The organism is Pseudoxanthomonas suwonensis (assembly GCF_010093235.1).
Taxonomy (GTDB): domain Bacteria; phylum Pseudomonadota; class Gammaproteobacteria; order Xanthomonadales; family Xanthomonadaceae; genus Pseudoxanthomonas; species Pseudoxanthomonas suwonensis.
Window position 1 is genome coordinate 75130 of the sequence record NZ_PDWP01000007.1, and the last position, 15684, is coordinate 90813.

15 protein-coding genes are annotated in these 15684 nt (G+C 71.1%); 8 read left to right on the plus strand and 7 right to left on the minus strand.

All coding sequences use genetic code 11. The features are described 5' to 3' along the window. Window positions 1-247: 247 nt before the first annotated feature. Window positions 248-1027 (minus strand): 3-oxoacyl-ACP reductase, encoded by a 780-nt coding sequence (locus tag CSC68_RS04685; protein ID WP_246193445.1) that lies wholly within the window; start codon window positions 1025-1027, stop codon window positions 248-250. 267 nt (window positions 1028-1294) lie between these two features. On the opposite strand from CSC68_RS04685, the gene CSC68_RS04690 reads away from it, so the two are divergent. From CSC68_RS04690 to CSC68_RS04695, 3 genes are all read left to right on the plus strand, one after another. After that, entirely contained in the window at window positions 1295-1774 is a 480-nt protein-coding gene (locus tag CSC68_RS04690) for a VOC family protein (RefSeq protein ID WP_162202377.1), read from the plus strand. Window positions 1775-1885: 111 nt separating this feature from the next. Beyond that, complete coding sequence (locus tag CSC68_RS15780) at window positions 1886-2023, plus strand: hypothetical protein (protein WP_170296335.1); 138 nt, start codon at window positions 1886-1888, stop codon at window positions 2021-2023. Next, the gene (locus CSC68_RS04695) at window positions 2020-2493 is read left to right on the plus strand and encodes a YaiI/YqxD family protein (protein ID WP_162202378.1); all 474 of its coding nucleotides are present in this window, start codon (window positions 2020-2022) and stop codon (window positions 2491-2493) included. The genes CSC68_RS15780 and CSC68_RS04695 overlap by 4 nt, the downstream gene beginning before the upstream one ends. 48 nt (window positions 2494-2541) lie before the next feature. Here CSC68_RS04695 and CSC68_RS04700 read toward each other — a convergent pair whose 3' ends face one another. Next, window positions 2542-5244 carry a glycoside hydrolase family 3 C-terminal domain-containing protein gene (locus CSC68_RS04700; RefSeq protein WP_162202379.1) on the minus strand — a complete coding sequence of 901 codons (2703 nt, stop codon included), beginning with the start codon at window positions 5242-5244 and terminating at the stop codon, window positions 2542-2544. A 261-nt stretch (window positions 5245-5505) separates the two neighbouring features. Between CSC68_RS04700 and CSC68_RS04705 the strand changes: the two genes are divergently transcribed. Continuing rightward, window positions 5506-6477, plus strand: coding sequence for an alpha/beta hydrolase (locus tag CSC68_RS04705; protein ID WP_162202380.1), 972 nt, complete (start codon window positions 5506-5508; stop codon window positions 6475-6477). 16 nt (window positions 6478-6493) lie between these two features. On the opposite strand, the gene CSC68_RS04710 is transcribed toward CSC68_RS04705, so the two are convergent. Then, window positions 6494-7357, minus strand: coding sequence for a hypothetical protein (locus tag CSC68_RS04710; RefSeq protein ID WP_162202381.1), 864 nt, complete (start codon window positions 7355-7357; stop codon window positions 6494-6496). Between the two features lie 200 nt (window positions 7358-7557). Between CSC68_RS04710 and CSC68_RS04715 the strand changes: the two genes are divergently transcribed. Beyond that, the gene (locus CSC68_RS04715) at window positions 7558-8859 is read left to right on the plus strand and encodes a hypothetical protein (RefSeq protein ID WP_162202382.1); all 1302 of its coding nucleotides are present in this window, start codon (window positions 7558-7560) and stop codon (window positions 8857-8859) included. A gap of 3 nt (window positions 8860-8862) precedes the next feature. Here CSC68_RS04715 and CSC68_RS04720 read toward each other — a convergent pair whose 3' ends face one another. Further along, complete coding sequence (locus tag CSC68_RS04720) at window positions 8863-9114, minus strand: hypothetical protein (protein WP_162202383.1); 252 nt, start codon at window positions 9112-9114, stop codon at window positions 8863-8865. A 123-nt stretch (window positions 9115-9237) separates the two neighbouring features. Here CSC68_RS04720 and CSC68_RS04725 point away from each other — a divergent pair, with 123 nt between their 5' ends. After that, window positions 9238-10335 carry an ROK family protein gene (locus CSC68_RS04725; RefSeq protein ID WP_246193446.1) on the plus strand — a complete coding sequence of 366 codons (1098 nt, stop codon included), beginning with the start codon at window positions 9238-9240 and terminating at the stop codon, window positions 10333-10335. Here CSC68_RS04725 and CSC68_RS04730 read toward each other — a convergent pair. Together CSC68_RS04730 and CSC68_RS04735 are read right to left on the minus strand one after the other, a co-directional pair. Further along, complete coding sequence (locus CSC68_RS04730; RefSeq protein ID WP_162202384.1) at window positions 10308-10733, minus strand: NIPSNAP family protein; 426 nt, start codon at window positions 10731-10733, stop codon at window positions 10308-10310. The genes CSC68_RS04725 and CSC68_RS04730 overlap by 28 nt on opposite strands. A 132-nt stretch (window positions 10734-10865) precedes the next feature. Continuing rightward, window positions 10866-13106 carry an LpqB family beta-propeller domain-containing protein gene (locus CSC68_RS04735; RefSeq protein WP_162202385.1) on the minus strand — a complete coding sequence of 747 codons (2241 nt, stop codon included), beginning with the start codon at window positions 13104-13106 and terminating at the stop codon, window positions 10866-10868. Between the two features lie 131 nt (window positions 13107-13237). Here CSC68_RS04735 and CSC68_RS04740 point away from each other — a divergent pair, with 131 nt between their 5' ends. Further along, entirely contained in the window at window positions 13238-14719 is a 1482-nt protein-coding gene (locus CSC68_RS04740; protein WP_162202386.1) for a PQQ-dependent sugar dehydrogenase, read from the plus strand. 36 nt (window positions 14720-14755) lie between these two features. Further along, window positions 14756-15217 carry a heme-binding protein gene (locus tag CSC68_RS04745; RefSeq protein WP_162202387.1) on the plus strand — a complete coding sequence of 154 codons (462 nt, stop codon included), beginning with the start codon at window positions 14756-14758 and terminating at the stop codon, window positions 15215-15217. A gap of 25 nt (window positions 15218-15242) precedes the next feature. On the opposite strand, the gene CSC68_RS04750 is transcribed toward CSC68_RS04745, so the two are convergent. Then, complete coding sequence (locus CSC68_RS04750) at window positions 15243-15683, minus strand: HhH-GDP family DNA glycosylase (RefSeq protein ID WP_162202388.1); 441 nt, start codon at window positions 15681-15683, stop codon at window positions 15243-15245. Window position 15684: the final 1 nt, after the last annotated feature.

A 15684-nucleotide genomic window follows, 5' to 3' on the forward strand; every position in this document is an offset into this window, starting at 1 on the left:
CGTAGCCATTCCCGGGTGCGCTCCGCTTACCCGGGCTACAGGTACGTAGCCCGGATAAGGCCGAAGGCCGCATCCGGGGGAGTGCACCAGCGCATGCATCATCATTGCCTGACGGCGTAGCCATCCCCGGGTGCGCTGCGCTTACCCGGGCTACGGCCAGACGTAGCCCGGATAAGGCCGAAGGGCCGCATCCGGGGAGTGCACCAGCGCATGCATCGTCATTGCCTGACGGCGTAGCCATTCGGCATCAGTCCTTCACCAGCCCGCCATCCACCACCAGGTTCTGCCCGGTCACCGCGCGCGACCAGGGCGAAGCGAAGAACAGCACCGCATCGGCGAACTCCTCAGGCGTGGTCACCCGGCGTAGCGGCGTGCTCGCGGCGATCAGGTCGAACACCGCCTCCGGCGTGGCCGCGCTGGCGTCGGTGGTACGCAGCAGGCCGCCGGAAACCATGTTCACGGTGATGCCATCCGGGCCAAGGTCCGCGGCCAGGGTGCGGGTCAGCGACAGCAGCGCGGCCTTGGACGCGGTGTAGTCGTGGTAAGGCACCACCGGGTTCTGGAACAGGTTGGTGCCGATGTTGACCACCCGGCCAAAACCGGCCTCGCGCATCCCGGAGAGCGCGGCCTGCACGGTATTGAGCGCGCCGCGCACGCCGCCCTGGAACTGGACGGCGAAGCGCTCCCAGGCGATGTCCCCGGCCTTCGGGCGCGCATCGCCATCGAACACGAAGTCCACCAGTGCATTGTTGACCACCACCGTGACCGGCGCGCCGAAATGCGCCCGGGCCGCGGCGAACATGGCCGCCACCTGTGCCGGATCGGTGACGTCGGCCTGTACGGGCAGCAGCTGACGTTCGCCGAACTCGCGCCGCAACGCCTGCGCGGCCGCCTCGCTGCGGCGGTAATTCACCACCACCCGCGCACCCTGCCCCGCGAACGCGCGGCTGATCGCGGCGCCCAGCCCCCGGGCCCCTCCGGTGACGAGGACGACAAGCGACGAGAATCCGGGTGTGACAGCGTTCAAGACGGGCTCCTTGGATGGTGGGAGCATGCGCCATCGTGGCGATGCCGGCGAAGTCTAGACGGTGCCGTGGCCCCACGGCAGGCAACATGGGTGCGCCCACCGCCCGGAACCGGGGCCGGGGAACGGGCGCATGGATCTCCCGGCATGTCCCGCCGCATCGCGACGACCGTGCCGTGTCGAATTCCGCCCACGCCAGACGACGTACAACCAGACCCCTGTCGCTGCGGCAAGCAGTCGCCGCGCCCCCCCCTCCAACAGGAGACAATCATGGTTGCGCGCAACACGATCTGCCTGTGGTTCGAACGCGATGCCCTCGACGCGGCCCGCTTCTACGCCAGCGTCTTCCCCGACAGCTCGGTTGGACGGATCTTCCATGCCCCGAGCGACTTCCCTTCCGGCAAGGCCGGCGACGTCCTCACCGTCGAGTTCACCGTCCTCGGCATTCCCTGCGTCGGCCTTAACGGAGGCCCGATCTTCAAGCAGTCCGAGGCCTTCTCTTTCCAGGTCGCCACCGCCGACCAGGCCGAAACCGACCGCTACTGGAACGCCATCGTCGGCAACGGCGGCAAGGAAAGCGACTGCGGCTGGTGCAAGGACCGCTGGGGCGTGTCCTGGCAGATCACCCCGAAAGTGCTGATCGAGGCGATCAACAGCCCGGACGCGGGCATGGCCCGCCGTGCATTCGAGGCGATGATGACGATGCGCAAGATCGACGTTGCCGCGATCGAGGCCGCAATAGCAGGCTGATCGGCGGCGATCGCCGCATATGGACGCCGAATTCCCACGGATGCGACGGCCGTTCCGCCGGGCTTCGGGCATAACCACGTACACTGCATGCTCGATATCACGAGAGCAGAGATGGCAAAGCCCAATTATTCGTTCGAGAAACGCCAGCGCGAACTGGCCAAGAAGAAGAAGCAGGACGAGAAGGACGCGAAGAAGCGCGCCGCCAAGGATGCGGCAAAGACCGGTAGCGAACCCGCCGCCCAGGGATGAGCGAGGCCGGCTCCCGCCCCGGCTGCATCTGGGTGGATGCCGACGCCTGCCCGGTGCCGGTGCGGGAGATGCTGTTCCGTGCAGCGACACGCGCAAAGGTCCAGGTCACCCTGGTCGCCAACCAGTGGCTGCGCACCCCGCCCTCGCCCTTCATCCGCGCGATCCAGGTGCAGGGCGGCTATGACGTGGCCGACGATGCCATCGCCGAGCGTGCAGCCGCGGGCGACCTGGTGGTCACCCAGGATATCCCGCTGGCCTCGCGGGTGCTGGCCAGGGGCGCAATGGCCGTCAATCCCCGCGGCGAACGCTTCACCGCCGACAACATCGCAGAGCGGTTGTCGGTGCGGAACTTCATGGAAGAGCTGCGCGGCGCCGACGTGCAGACCGGCGGGCCTTCGGCCTATGGCGCACGCGAGCGCCAGGCCTTCGCCGCGCAACTGGACCGCTGGATCGCGCAGCGACGTTCCTGATCCGCGGCAAGCAAGGGATGCCGCCATCGGGCGGCATCCCGCAATCGCTCAGCGCTCGACCGGACGCGTCTGTCCGACCTTGAACGCGGCGTCCCGTCCGGGCGCGCCCGTACCCGGCTGCCCGCCACCGACGAATACGCGGTAGTTGCCGGCGAATACCTGGCGCTGGCCTTCGGGCGTGACCGCGCTGAGAGCGCGCGGATCCAGGTCGAACTCCAGCACGCGGCGCTCGCCCGGGGCCAGGTGCACGCGCTGGAATCCGCGCAGGGCGATCCGCGGCAGGCCTTCGACGTCGGGGAAGTCCAGGTACAGCTGCGCCACCTCGTCGCCGGCGCGCCGTCCGGTATTGCGCACTTCGGTGACCACCTTCAGGCCCTCGTGCGCGCCGGCCGCCGCCGGCTGCAGTTTCAGCGGCGCGTATGCGAACGAGGTGTAGCTGAGGCCATGGCCGAACGGATACACCGGCTCGCCTTCGAAATAGCGGTAGGTACGCCCGCGCATGTCGTAGTCGTCGAACGGCGGCAGGTCCTCGACCGAGCGGTAGAAGGTCAGCGGCAGGCGTCCGGCAGGATTGGCGTGGCCGGCGATCACATTGCCGATGGCCAGGCCGCCGGACTGTCCGGGATACCAGGCCTCGATGATCGCCGCCGCATGCTGCTTCGCCCAGGCCAGGTTCACCGGGCTGCCATTCATCACCACCACCACCAGGGGCTTGCCGGTGGCGCGCGCGGCCTCCAGCAGCGCCTGCTGGTCGGCCAGCAGGTCCAGGCTGGTCTTGTCGCCGCCCTTGAAGCCCGGCACTTCGACCGGTGCTTCCTCAGCCTCCAGGTCCGAGGTCAGGCCGACCACGGCAACCACCACGTCGCTGCCGGCCGCGGCCGCGCGCATGCGACCGAGCGGATCGTCGACCACGCGCTTCCACAGCAGGCCGATACCCGCGAGCACGCGTGCCTCGGTGACCACCTTGATCGGATAGCGCTTGCCGGCCTCCAGCTGCACGGTCTTCAGCGTCGGCAGACTGTTCCAGGACGCGCCGCCGAGGTCCAGCAGCGGCTTGCCGTCGAACTCCAGCGCGCCGTTGAAACCACCCAGGCCAAGCCGGTAGCTGCCGGTCTCGGGCGCCACCAGGTAACCGGTCCATTCCACGCGGTGGATGTCGTGCACCTGCCCCAGGTCCAGGCTGCGGCTGTTGACGTCGGCCTCCACGCGGGTGACGACCGGCGCGTCCTCGAAGCCGACACGCTGGATCCACTCGTCCATCTGCCCCGGCTCGAAACGCGCCGGTGGCTTCCGCCGGGTGTTGTAGTAGCGCGCGAGCAGACCGGGCTTTCCATCGGGCGTGAGCAGTGCCGAAGGCGGCACCGGATCGCCATCGGTATAGGTCTCGCCGAACGGCACGTGGTTGATCTCTGCCTCCGGCATCGCCTGGCGCAGGCCCTCCAGCACCGACACCGGCGGCGCGGACTGCGGCGACGAATAGTTGCCGCGCAGTACGCGGGTCGCATCGGCCAGCGGACCGACCAGGGCGATCCTCGTCCTGGGCCGCAGCGGCAGCACGCCGTCGTTCTTCAGCAGCACCAGGCTCTTTTCCGCCGCCTCCAGCGCCAGCGCGCCATGTTCCGGCCTGCCCAGGTCCTGCGGCGAGGCGGTGTCGGTCGAGAGCGGACGCAGGCCCGGCAGGTCGCCATTGCGGTAGCGGGCGGCGAACAGCCGCACCAGGGCGCGGTCGACATCGCCCATCCCGATCAGGCCGCGGTCCAGCGCATCGCGGTACGGACGCGCAAGCCCGGCGGTATCCACCAAGGTGGCGCCGTTGCATTCGTTGTCCACACCGGAGCGCATCGCCGCGGCGACCGCGGCCGCGGCATCGGGCGCGTAGTGGTGGTGGCGGTTGATGTCGGTCACCGCGTCGCAGTCGGAGACCACGTAGCCCTTGAAGCCCCAGGCACCGCGCAGGTAGTCCTTCAGCAGCAGGTCGTTGGCGCAGGCCGGCTGGCCGTCGACGCGGTTGTAGGCGCACATCACCGAACCGGCGCCGCCTTCCACGATCGCGGCGCGGAACGCCGGCAGGTAGGTGTCCTCCAGGTCGTGGCGGGAGACGTAGACGTTGGCCGAATGCCGTGTCGATTCCGGGCCGCTGTGCACGGCGTAGTGCTTGGGGGTGGCGATGATGTCGTACCAGCGCGGATCCTCGCCCTGCACGCCCTTCACGTAGGCCACGCCCATGCGCGCGGCCAGGAATGGATCCTCGCCGTAGGTCTCCTGGCCACGCCCCCAGCGCGGATCGCGGAAGATGTTGATGTTCGGCGACCAGGTGTTGAGGCCGGTGCCGATCCGACCGGTGCGTCCGGTCTGGCGCGCCAGCGCATGCAGGCCTCGGACCTCGGTGGCGATCACCCGGCCTACCCGCCGCACCAGTTCGTCGTCGAAGGTCGCGGCCAGGCCGATGGGCTCGGCGAAGTTGGTGGTCGGCAGCGTGCCCATCGCCCCGTGCAGCGATTCGGTCCACCAGTTGTAGGCCGGCACGCCCAGGCGCGGGATCGCCGGCGCGGTGTTGAGCAGCTGCTCGAGTTTTTCCTCCGGAGTCAGCTGCGCGACCAGGGAGGCCGCCAGCGCCTCGGCGTCGCGTGCCGCGTCCTCGCCGTGCCTCGCGCCCTGCCCGGGAGCCTCCGGCGACGGCGTGGAAGCCTGGGTTGCACTGCACAACGCCAGCGCCAGCAGCAACGGGGCGGCTCGCAGGGAACGGGTCATTCGAATCCTCCGGGAATCCCTTCCGCGACACGCGGAAACGAGGCCAGAGGGTAGCCGCATGCGACGGCTACGGCGATTTCAAAATGGATATGGCTGCCAGCTATTTTTCTATACCGGCGGAACCGCACGCATTGCTGCCGTATGCTCGCCCGCGCCCCGCATCCGGCATCCCCCATCGCCACGCCGACGGCAGCCGTGTCCTTCCGCGGTTGCCGGTGCGCGGGAAGCAAGACATCCACGGACGACAAAGGGAGACCCGCAATGCCCCTGCATTCCCCTGCCAGGCACGCCAGGCAAACCCTCCGCCGCGGTTGCGGCCCGCTGCTGCTGGCGCTGTTGGTGATCGGCGCCGGCCTGGCCCCGGCCCACGCGCTCGACGACCGCATGACGCCGATCGCCACCCCGGCCCAGCCCGACGCGATCAAGCTCCCGACCGGCCCGCTGCCTGATGCGAAGAATCCGGAGGTCTGGCACAAGCCGTACGGCAGCGTGTTCGCCCGCAACGTCCCCGAAGCCACCCTGACCCCGTTCCTGCCGGACCCGGCCAAGGCCACCGGCGCGGCGGTGATCGTCGCCCCGGGCGGCGGCTTCCGCTCGCTGTCGATGGAGAACGAAGGCTGGGACGTGGCGCGCGCGCTCAACGAGAAGGGCGTGGCCGCCTTCGTGCTCAAGTACCGCCTCAACCAGACCCCGGCGGACCTGGACGGTTTCGCCGAGTCGATCCGGCAGATGCTGTCCGGCCCGCGTCCGCCGCGTGACCCCGGTGCAGCCAATGCAGCGCAGATGCTGGCCCCGCAGCTGGCCGACGCGCGCGCCGCCTTCGCCCTGGTGCGCAGCCGCGCGAAGGAATGGAACGTGGACCCGGACCGCATCGGCATGATCGGCTTCTCCGCCGGCGCGATGCTGACGCTGACCACCGCACTGCATGGCGAGGATGCCAGGCCGGCCTTCATCGGCAACATCTACGGCCCGATCGCGGCGATCGAGAAGGTGCCGGCCGACGCGCCGCCGATGTTCGTGGCCCTGGCCGCCGACGACGGACTGTTCTCCAATACTGGCTTCGGCCTGGTCGAGAGCTGGCAGAAGGCCGGGCGCCCGGTGGAGTTCCACTACTACGAGCAGGGCGGCCACGGTTTCGGCATGTACCAGAAGGAAACCACCAGCACCGGCTGGTTCGAAGCCTGGGCCGCGTGGCTGAAGATGCACGGCTACCTGGACCGCAGGAAGTCGTGAGCCTGCCCGGCGCGGGTCAGCGGTAAGGCCCTGGCCCGCGCCACACGAGCTTGCCGAGGTGGTACACGTAGCGCACGCTGATCACCTCGCGCGCATCGCCGATGCCGATCATCTCCGGCGAGGCCGGATCCACCATGCGGCATTTGCTGGCGCCACGGCGCAGCGCCACCTCGGCCGGGCAGACCATGAAGTGGCGGGTGCCTGGCAGCGGGATCGCCACCTCGGTCATGCCCTGCTCGATCCAGTCGCGCAGCTTCCGTTCGCCAAGCAGTTCGTAGATGACCTGGTAGCCGCCCACGTCCATGGCCGGCTCGCCACCGGTATCGACCTGGTTCGGTGCGCCGCCGTTGTCGACGATGCCGGCGTTGCGACCGTTGTCTGGCGATTCCACGTCCTCTTCCACCATGCCCGGCGGCCGTCCGTTCCAGGGATGCGGCGGCGCCCGGGTCGGCGCGGTGACCGGTGCTGAAGGCTGGCTTGCGGTCCGGGGCGACGGCTCCGTCCGCGGGCGTGGCTGCGGCTGGGGACGCGGCGGTTGCGGTTGCGGCTCCGGTTGCGCGGGCAGCAGCACGCGTCGTGGATCTGCCAGTTCACGCGCATCCAGTTCGCGCGGAGGCGCCGCGTCGGCGGGCGCGGGTTCCGGCTCCCGCACCTCGGGCGATGGCGGGCCCGGCTGCGGTCGTCCGACGAAGTCCACGCGTATCCGCCCGGCACTGGAGGCGCCCTGCGGCTGGGTCACCACCGGCGGCGGCTCGGCCATGAGCAGGAGCAGCAGCAACAGCAGGTGCAGCACCACGCTGGCCGCGGCGGCCAGCCATGGCTGCATGCGGTCCATGCGCGGCTCGACCGCGGGCGGTGGGGACGCCACGCCGTCGTTCATGCCGCTGGGGCGGAATCGATGCTGGCCCGCATGCGGGGAATCCGGGAAGAATCGGCGGAGGAACGCGCATCGTAACGTGTGCGGCCGGCTGGCGGCCGCGCTCGGTCCGGCCCGCGTTCATCCGCGACGCGGCCACGGGCCGCAGCGATGGCGACGGTGCTATCGTCGCTCGTCGCCCCGCCTGCCACAGGAAGCCGACCATGCCTTCGCCCCGCATGCGCCTGCCATGCCTTGCCGTCGTGCTGTGCGCGCTCGCGCCGACCGCCCATGCGGCGCCCGACCCGGCCGTGGCCGGATATGTATTCGGCGAGGCCAGGCGCCTGTGCAAGGCCGACGGCGGCGCACTGTGGGGACGGTCGCTGTGCGGGCCGATCATGATCGTCGATCCGGCCGATCGCGCCATCGTCGCCAGCGAGGCCGACGCCGGGGGCGTCCTTGTCGAGGCCGATGGCCTGTACACCGGCACCCTGCCGCGCGAGGCCATGCTGGCCAACACCGCCACCGGATGGTCCGGCACGCGCTGGACCCAGCTGGTGTGGCCACTGCCGCTGGAGCCCAACCTGCTGCGTGCGATGCTGGTCCACGAGCTGTTCCACCGCGTGCAGCCGGAACTGGGCCTGGACCGCCCCGAGGCCGGCAACCGCCATCTCGACAGCCAGCACGGCCGCTACCTGCTGCAGCTGGAATGGCGCGCGCTCGCGCGTGCGCTGATGGCCGACGATGCGGCGGTGCAGCGCGCCCACGTCGCCGATGCGCTGGCGTTCCGCCAGGCCCGGCGACGCCTGTTCCCGGCCGCCGCACGCGAGGAGGCGGCACTGGAAATCAACGAGGGCCTGGCCGAATACACCGGCGTGCGCGTGGCCCTTGCGCGCGACGAGGAACGGCGCGCTTACGGGGTCTACGCGCTTGCGCGCTTCCTGGATGCGCCCAGCTTCGTGCGTTCCTTCGCCTACGCCAGCGGTCCGGCCTATGGCCTGCTGCTGGACCGTGCCGACCCCGGCTGGCGCGGGCAGCTTGGCGCCGATGCCGACCTTGGCCGGATGCTGGCCACCGCGTTGCACATCGACCTCGATGCCACGCCGGACCTGGCCGCACATGAGCGTCGCTACGACCCGGACCGGCAGCTCCACGCCGCCGAGGAGGCGCGTGAGCGGCAGCGGCTGGAGAGACTGGCCGCCTGGCGCCGCGACCTGGTCGATGGTCCGGTGCTGGTACTGCCGCTGCAGGCCAGCGGCTTCCAGTTCAATCCACAGACCCTGGCCGCGCTCGACGACGTCGGCACCGTCTACCCGACCCTGCGCCTCACCGACCGCTGGGGCGAGCTGGTGGTGGAAGGCGGCGCGGCCCTGGTGCACGCCGACCGCAAGCGCGCGGTGGTGGCACTGCCGCGCGGCGGCGACGGCCTGCACGGCGAAGGCTGGACGCTGGCCCTCAAGCCCGGCTGGAAACTCGTGGAGGGGCCACGCAAGGGCGACCTGACCGTCACCGGCCCGGCGCCCTGAGGCTTACCAGCGGCTGCGCTTCATCCCGGCCGGCATCGCGCCCTGCGGCAGCTTCCGCGTGGCCACGGCGACGATGGCCGCGCTGGACAGCAGCGTCCCCACGACCAGGCCGGTGACCGCCAGCAGGCCACGGGTGGAGATGGCGGCCTTCGCGCGCAACGAGGCCCGGCCGATGCGGATCCGCAACACGGCCGTATGGACATCGACGCCGGGCAGGCGTGCCGCCGCTTCGCGGCGCTGGAGATCATGGGGCATCGCGTCGGTTCCGCTGGAGGAACCGGCATGGTCGGCGCACGGCCGTGAACGCTGCGCGCCCGCCTCGACCGCGGCCTCACCGCACGGCGTACAGGATGGGCCAGCACCCGTCCGGACCCGCCCATGGCCCGCATCCGCCGCACGCCTGCCCGCCCCGATGACCGCGGCCGCCACGCCGCGGTGCACCTGCCCGGCCTGGACATCGACGCCTACAGCCTGCCGGTACGCGATCCGCAGGCCGACGGATTCATCGGCGACCGCGCCAGCCAGACTGCCTTCCGCGGCCTGGTCGATGCCGCGCGCCAGCACCACCTCACCGCGAAGGACCCGTTCGGCCGCAAGCCCTCGCGCGAACTGAAGAAGGATCAGATCGACCTGGTCCTGGTCGGCGGTGGCCTCGACGCATCGCATGCCATGCACCTGGCCGTCGAGGAGTACGCGCGCCAGCTGTGCTACGTGGTCCAGGTGTTCATGGCCCAGCGCGACTGGGCCGGCGTTGAGCGCATCGTGATCGGCGGTGGCTTCCCCGAACACCAGACCGGTGGCCTGGCCATGCGCCGCGCCATCCGCCTGCTGGAGCTCGCCGATACCGGGGTCGGCCTGCTGCCGCTGCGCCATGACCCGGACGAGGGCGGCCTGCTCGGCTGGTCGCCTCTGCTGCCGCGGGAGATGCACCGCTACGACGCCTTCCTCGCGGTGGACATCGGCGGCACCAAGCTGCGCTGCGGCATCGTCCAGCACCGGCTGCGCCGCGACCCCACCGGCGGCCACGGCCGGGTGCTGGAAAGCATGGTGTGGCGACACAAGACCGACCGCCCGGACCGCGAGGCCGCCGTAAGGCGCACGGCGGCCATGCTCAACGGCCTGGCGGCGCTGGCGCGCACCCTGGGCCTGGCGCTGGCGCCGTTCGTGGGCATCGCCTGCCCCGGCACGATCGAACCGGACGGCTCGATCTCGGCCGGCGCGCAGAACCTGCCCGGCGAGTGGGAGCGTCCGTTCCACCTGCCCGAGGCGCTCGCCGCGCACCTGGACCGGATCGATGGCCAGGCGCCCGCGGTCGTGATGCACAACGACGCGGTAGTCCAGGGCCTGAGCGAACTGGACCGCATGCTCGATGTGCGGCGCTGGGCGATCCTGACCATCGGCACCGGACTGGGAATGCAACCTACACCACGCGCTGAGCAGCCTCCCGGTCAGCGCACCCGGCCAGGTGGCGAGTAGTCCACCAGGTGCAGGGTGCGGTCCTCGATGTCGCCCACGAACTGGCCGTGCTCGGCCGCGGTGGCGCGCTTGATCGCGGCCCATTCCGGATCGGCCATGAAGCGCTCCCAGGCCGCCTTCATCGTGGCTTCGTCCTGCCAGCGCAGCAGGTACACGAACTCCGGCCCCTCCTCCGAACGCGATTCCCACATCGCGACGATGTCGAAGCCATGCCCGGCCATGATCCGCGCGGCGTGGCCGCGGAAGCGGTCGTGGAAGGCGACGCGGGTCCGGTCGTAGATCCGGTAGATCCGCAGCTGGTGCACCGGCCCATCGCGGACCACCGGATCGGCCCTGGCTGGAACGGCAAGGCTGACGACCGACAGCAGGCACAGCGTCAGCGCGATGGCGCGGGACATGGCGACTCCTTGCAGTGGGCCCAGGTTTCCGACAGGCCGCCGGCCACGTCGGTTCCCGCGCAGGCGCGACCCTGGTCACGCTCCGGCGGATCCGGTTGAAGGCATGCCCCGATACCCGTGGCCGAGCCACCGCTACGTGTCCGGCTCGCGCAGCACCGCGATGCGCAGGTCGCTTTCATGCCTGGTGGGCTCGGAATAGATGATCCGCTGCTGGTCCGGCGAGAGCTGGAAACCCCAGCCTTCGAACCCGGACGCCAGCGGCAGCACGTCTTGCGTACGGCCGCTGTCCGGATCGAACAGGGCCAGCTGCGACACTCCGTCCTCCGGCCGCCGCACGTAATAGATGCCTGCCTCGCCCGGCACCCAGCGGTCCACGTCACCGCCGCGCAGGTCCACCTCCAGGCGGGTGGCGGCCACGGGCGCCTCGCCCGCCCAGTCGAGCCGCGGCATGCGCCAGATCCCACCGGTATCCGGACGCGCGTACAGCAGCCAGCGAGCGTCGGCGGATTCGCGCGGACGCTCGCCCGGCCCGGCGGCCAGGACGACCGGATCGCCTCCCTCCAGCCGTCGCGCCATCGGCCGCCACTGCCCGTCGTGGTTGGCCTCGTAATAAAGCCACTGCCCGTCGCGCGACCACGATGGATGCCTCGCATCGCCCGGGCCGGTGGTGATGCGCCGCGGCTGGCCGCCATCGGAGGCGACCACGTAGATCGCGCTGGTGCCGTCCGGGCTGGCATCGAACGCGAGCAGGCGACCATCGGGCGACCAGGCCGGGTTGTCGATGAAGGCACCACCGAAACCGGCCACCTGGACGGCATCGCGTCCGTCGCTGCGGCTCACCCAGATCGCATGCGGCCCGCTGCGGTTGGAGCTGAAGGCGATGCGCTGCCCATCCGGAGACCAGGCCGGGCTGGAATCCCAGCGGGTGCTGTGGAAGAACGGCCCGGCGTCGCCTTCGCCGCGCGTGCCCAGGTCCCCCAGCCGCAGCTGCGAGCGGTGCGCCCAGTGCTCGAACACGATCGCATCCACGCCGGCCGCCGTCGTCGGCTGCTGCACCACCTCGTTCCCCAGCGCCACCTGGCGCAGGTCGCTGCCATCCGGCGCGGCCGACCACAGCGCGTACATGCCCGAGCGCGTGGAGGTGAACAGCAGGTGCTCGCCGTCCGGCGACCAGGCCACGCCGTTGAGCTTGCGGTTGTCGAAGGTCAGGCGCGTGGACGCGCCGCCACCGAGGCCGGCGCGGTACAGGTCACGGGTGACCTCGTTTATCGCACGCACGAACACCAGGTAGCGGCCATCGGGCGAGAATCGCGGGTCGAGGTCGCCCACGGAGCCGCCCGGGGGCTGCGAGACGACGCGGGGCGTGCCTCCGTCCAGCGCCGCCAGCACGACGCGGTAAGGCGCATCGGCATGCTCGCGGGCCGAATAGGCCAGCAGCCGCCCATCGGGCGAGATCGCCATCCCGCGCACCGCCTGCACCCGGGCATCGCCCATGACCCGGATCGGCGCGCCGCCCAACGCCGCCACCCGCATCACCGCCAGCCCGTCGCCATCCACGCGCGCGTAGAGCAGGCTGCGTCCGTCCGGCATCCACAGCGGATAGCGCTCGTCGCCCGGGGACCGGGTGAGGTTGAGCGTGTCCTCGGCGCCCACCGTCTTCACGTAGATGTCCAGCGCGCCCTGGCCGCCGTCCCAGACGAAGGCCACGCGACTGCCGTCCGGCGAGAGCGACGGCTCGACCTCCCGGCCCACGTAGCTGGTCAGCGGCTGCACCTCCCAGGCTCCATCCAGGGGCGTGGCGGCCGGCCGCATGCGCCATGCGGCCAGGGTGACGAGCAGCGCCAGCGCTACCACGACCAGGGGCGCCAGCAGCCTCCAGCGCCCCCGGGCTGGCGGTGGGGTGGCGGCCGCGCCGACAGGCTCCGCTTGCGCTGGCGATACCGCGGCAGGTGGCGGGCTTCCGACGCCGGGCGCAGGCACGGCCGCGGCGACCCGCGCCGGTGCGATCGGCGCGACCAGGCGGTAGCCGCCCTTGCGTATGGTTTCGATGTAGCGCGGCGTGCGCGGATCATCGCCGAAGATGCGGCGCAGCTCGGAAACCGCGCGATTGAGGAGGTAGTCGTCGCCGACCGTCCCGGCCCAGACGGTCTCCAGGAAGGCTTCGCGGCCGACCACGTGGCCGGGACGTGCCGCCATGAGCAGCAGGACCTGCATCACCTTCGGCTCGACCTGGTGGACCTGGCCATGCACCGTGATGCGGTTCAGCGCCGGCTGCACCAGTGCCTCGCCAGCGGTGAAGTCGCTGCCGGGCCCGCCTGCGCCAGGCAGGGCGGCCGTTTCCTCGATCCTGCCGATGGCCCTGTGCTCGCTCACGGTCCCGTTCCGGCGGCGCCTGCATCGAATCTATAGCAAAACCGGAGGTTCCCTCCATCCAGCCCGCCGGCCCGCGGCGCTCCCATGCGCAGACGCGGCACGAGGCCGCGCAGCCAGAAAGGGAGGACTCCATGCCACGCCATCGTCTCCTGTACGCCATCGCAGTCCTGGCCGCCCTGTTACCGGCCGGCGTCGCCCGTGCCCAGGACGCGCCCCAGGCCCCGGGCCAGGCACCCGACGCGGCGGCGCTGTTCCAGCGCAACTGTTCCGGATGCCATGGCCCCCACCGAGAGGGCACCAGCCTGGGCCCGCCCCTGTCGCCGGCCACCTACCGCTACGGCGGTACCCGCTCCGACATCGAGCGCATCATCCGCCGCGGCATTCCGTCGCAAGGCATGCCGGCGTTCGGCCAGACCCTGACCGAAGCCGAGATCAACGCGCTGGCCGACTTCCTGCCCACCCGCGCCACCCGGCCCGAGGAGGAAGGCCCGCCACAACCGCGCCAGTCCGACCCGGTGCCGGGCGTGGTCGATACCCTGGACTACGCGGTCCGTGCCGAGGTCTTCGTCGATGGCCTGGTCGCCGCCTGGTCCATGGTCTTCATCGACCGCGACACGGCCCTGGTCACCGAACGCGTCGGGCGCCTGCGCGTGGTGCGCAACGGCGTGCTCGATCCGCGCCCGATCTCCGGCACGCCGGTGGTGCACTCCAGCAGCCATCGCTGGAACCAGGGCGGCCTGCTCGACCTGGCGCTGGATCCGGATCACGCGCGCAACGGCTGGATCTACCTCAGCTACAGCCACCCGCTCAATCCCGGCGCGCCCGACGAGGAAGTGCGGGCCATGACCCGGGTGGTGCGCGGCCGCATCCGCGACCATGCCTGGGTCGACGAGCAGGTGGTGTTCCAAGCCGACGAGTCCAGCTACGACACCACCGCCTGGCATTACTCCGGCCGGCTGCTGTTCGACCCGGAGGGCTACCTGATCCTTCCGGTCGGCGACCGCGGCACGCCGGAGCGCGCCCGCGACCCGGCCGACCCCGCCGGCAAGATGCACCGCATGCGCGGAGACGGCACGCCGGCCGGCCACCCCTTCGCCATGCAGGGCACGCTGCCCACGATCTACAGCATCGGCCATCGCAACGCCCAGGGCCTGGCCCTGGATCCGGACACCGGGCGCATCTGGGCCACCGAGCACGGACCGCGTGGCGGCGACGAGCTCAACGTCATCCGCGCCGGCGGCGACTACGGTTGGCCGGTGGTGACCTACGGCATCAACTACGACGGCAACGAGATCACCCCGCACACCCGCGCCGAAGGCGTGGAGCAGCCGCGCCATTACTGGCGGCCCTCGATCGCCACCGCAGGCCTGGCGTTCTACCGCGGGGACGAGTTCCCGCTGTGGAACGGCAAGCTGCTGCTGGGCACCCTCGGCCGCCGCGAACTGCACCTGCTCACGCTGGACGGCGACCGGGTGCTCCATGACGAGGTCGTGTTCCGCAGCCCGGGCCGGATCTACGAGCCGGTAGTCGGCCCCGATGGCGCCATCTACCTGTGCACCGACGACCCCGGCCAGATCATCCGCCTCACCGCCGCGGCCCAGCGACGGATCTAGCGTTGTCCGCATTCCTCCCGAATCAGGAGCATCCGCATGAAAGCACTGCCCACGAGCATCGTCTTGGCCTTCGCCGTGGCCGCCCTGCCCGCCGCCGCGCAGCAGTCGCGTCCGGTGCTGGAACCCCGCACCGCCGATGCCATCGTCGACCACTGCCTGGACTACGCGCGCCAGGCTGGCTACCAGGTCGCGGTGGCGGTGTTCGACCACGGCGGCAACCTGGCCAGCTTTTCCAATTCCCATAGCCCGGCCAGCGGAGCACTTGCGCAGTGGAAGGGACACTCGGCCGCGGTCTATCGCGTCTCCACCCGCCAGGCCGCCGACTGGAACCTGCCGCAGGCGCCGATGATCGCCACCGCCGAAGGCGGCCTGCCGCTGTTCGTGGGCGACGTGGCGGTCGGTGGCGTGGGCGTCTCCGGCGCGCCTTCGGCGTTCGATGCCCAGTGCGGCACCCACGCTGCCGAGGCCGCCGGCCTGTCGGTCACGCCCCGGACCTGAGCCCTGCACAGGCGGGGCCGGCGCGCTATCCCTCCCCGTACAGCGCCCGCCCCGCCTCGCGCATGAAGATGCCCAGGGTCACCGGGCCTACGCCGCGGAACGCCAGCAGCCGCCGCTCGAAGTCGGCGCGGTCGCGGGAGGCCTCGAACACGCCGAGGATCCGTCCGTCGTACTCGTCCACCAGGCTGCGGCACAGCTGGGACAGCCGGATGGCGGTGGATTCGTCGTAGCGGCGGTAGCCGCCCTCGCCCAGCATCCGCACCAGCTGGGCGTGGCTGCAGGCGCACAGGCGCGCCGGGGTATCACAGCCGTGCTGGCGCACGATCACCTCCCAGGTGCGCGCTGCCAGTGCCTGGCTGATGCGGTTGCCGAACAGGAACGCCGCCAGGAACCAGGCGAACAGCGAGGCCTCGTCACCGGCCTGCACCTCGAAGCCAAGGTCCCGTGGCAGCAGTTCCCGGCGCACG

Coding starts and splice junctions, on each gene's coding strand:
- CSC68_RS04715 (WP_162202382.1), top strand. CDS start 7,558: ATGCCTTCGCCCCGCATGCGCCTGCCATGCCTTGCCGTCGTGCTGTGC.
- CSC68_RS04705 (WP_162202380.1), top strand. CDS start 5,506: ATGCCCCTGCATTCCCCTGCCAGGCACGCCAGGCAAACCCTCCGCCGC.
- CSC68_RS15780 (WP_170296335.1), top strand. CDS start 1,886: ATGGCAAAGCCCAATTATTCGTTCGAGAAACGCCAGCGCGAACTGGCC.
- CSC68_RS04720 (WP_162202383.1), bottom strand. CDS start 9,114: ATGCCCCATGATCTCCAGCGCCGCGAAGCGGCGGCACGCCTGCCCGGC.
- CSC68_RS04695 (WP_162202378.1), top strand. CDS start 2,020: ATGAGCGAGGCCGGCTCCCGCCCCGGCTGCATCTGGGTGGATGCCGAC.
- CSC68_RS04730 (WP_162202384.1), bottom strand. CDS start 10,733: ATGTCCCGCGCCATCGCGCTGACGCTGTGCCTGCTGTCGGTCGTCAGC.
- CSC68_RS04690 (WP_162202377.1), top strand. CDS start 1,295: ATGGTTGCGCGCAACACGATCTGCCTGTGGTTCGAACGCGATGCCCTC.
- CSC68_RS04740 (WP_162202386.1), top strand. CDS start 13,238: ATGCCACGCCATCGTCTCCTGTACGCCATCGCAGTCCTGGCCGCCCTG.
- CSC68_RS04710 (WP_162202381.1), bottom strand. CDS start 7,357: ATGAACGACGGCGTGGCGTCCCCACCGCCCGCGGTCGAGCCGCGCATG.
- CSC68_RS04725 (WP_246193446.1), top strand. CDS start 9,238: ATGGCCCGCATCCGCCGCACGCCTGCCCGCCCCGATGACCGCGGCCGC.
- CSC68_RS04745 (WP_162202387.1), top strand. CDS start 14,756: ATGAAAGCACTGCCCACGAGCATCGTCTTGGCCTTCGCCGTGGCCGCC.
- CSC68_RS04700 (WP_162202379.1), bottom strand. CDS start 5,244: ATGACCCGTTCCCTGCGAGCCGCCCCGTTGCTGCTGGCGCTGGCGTTG.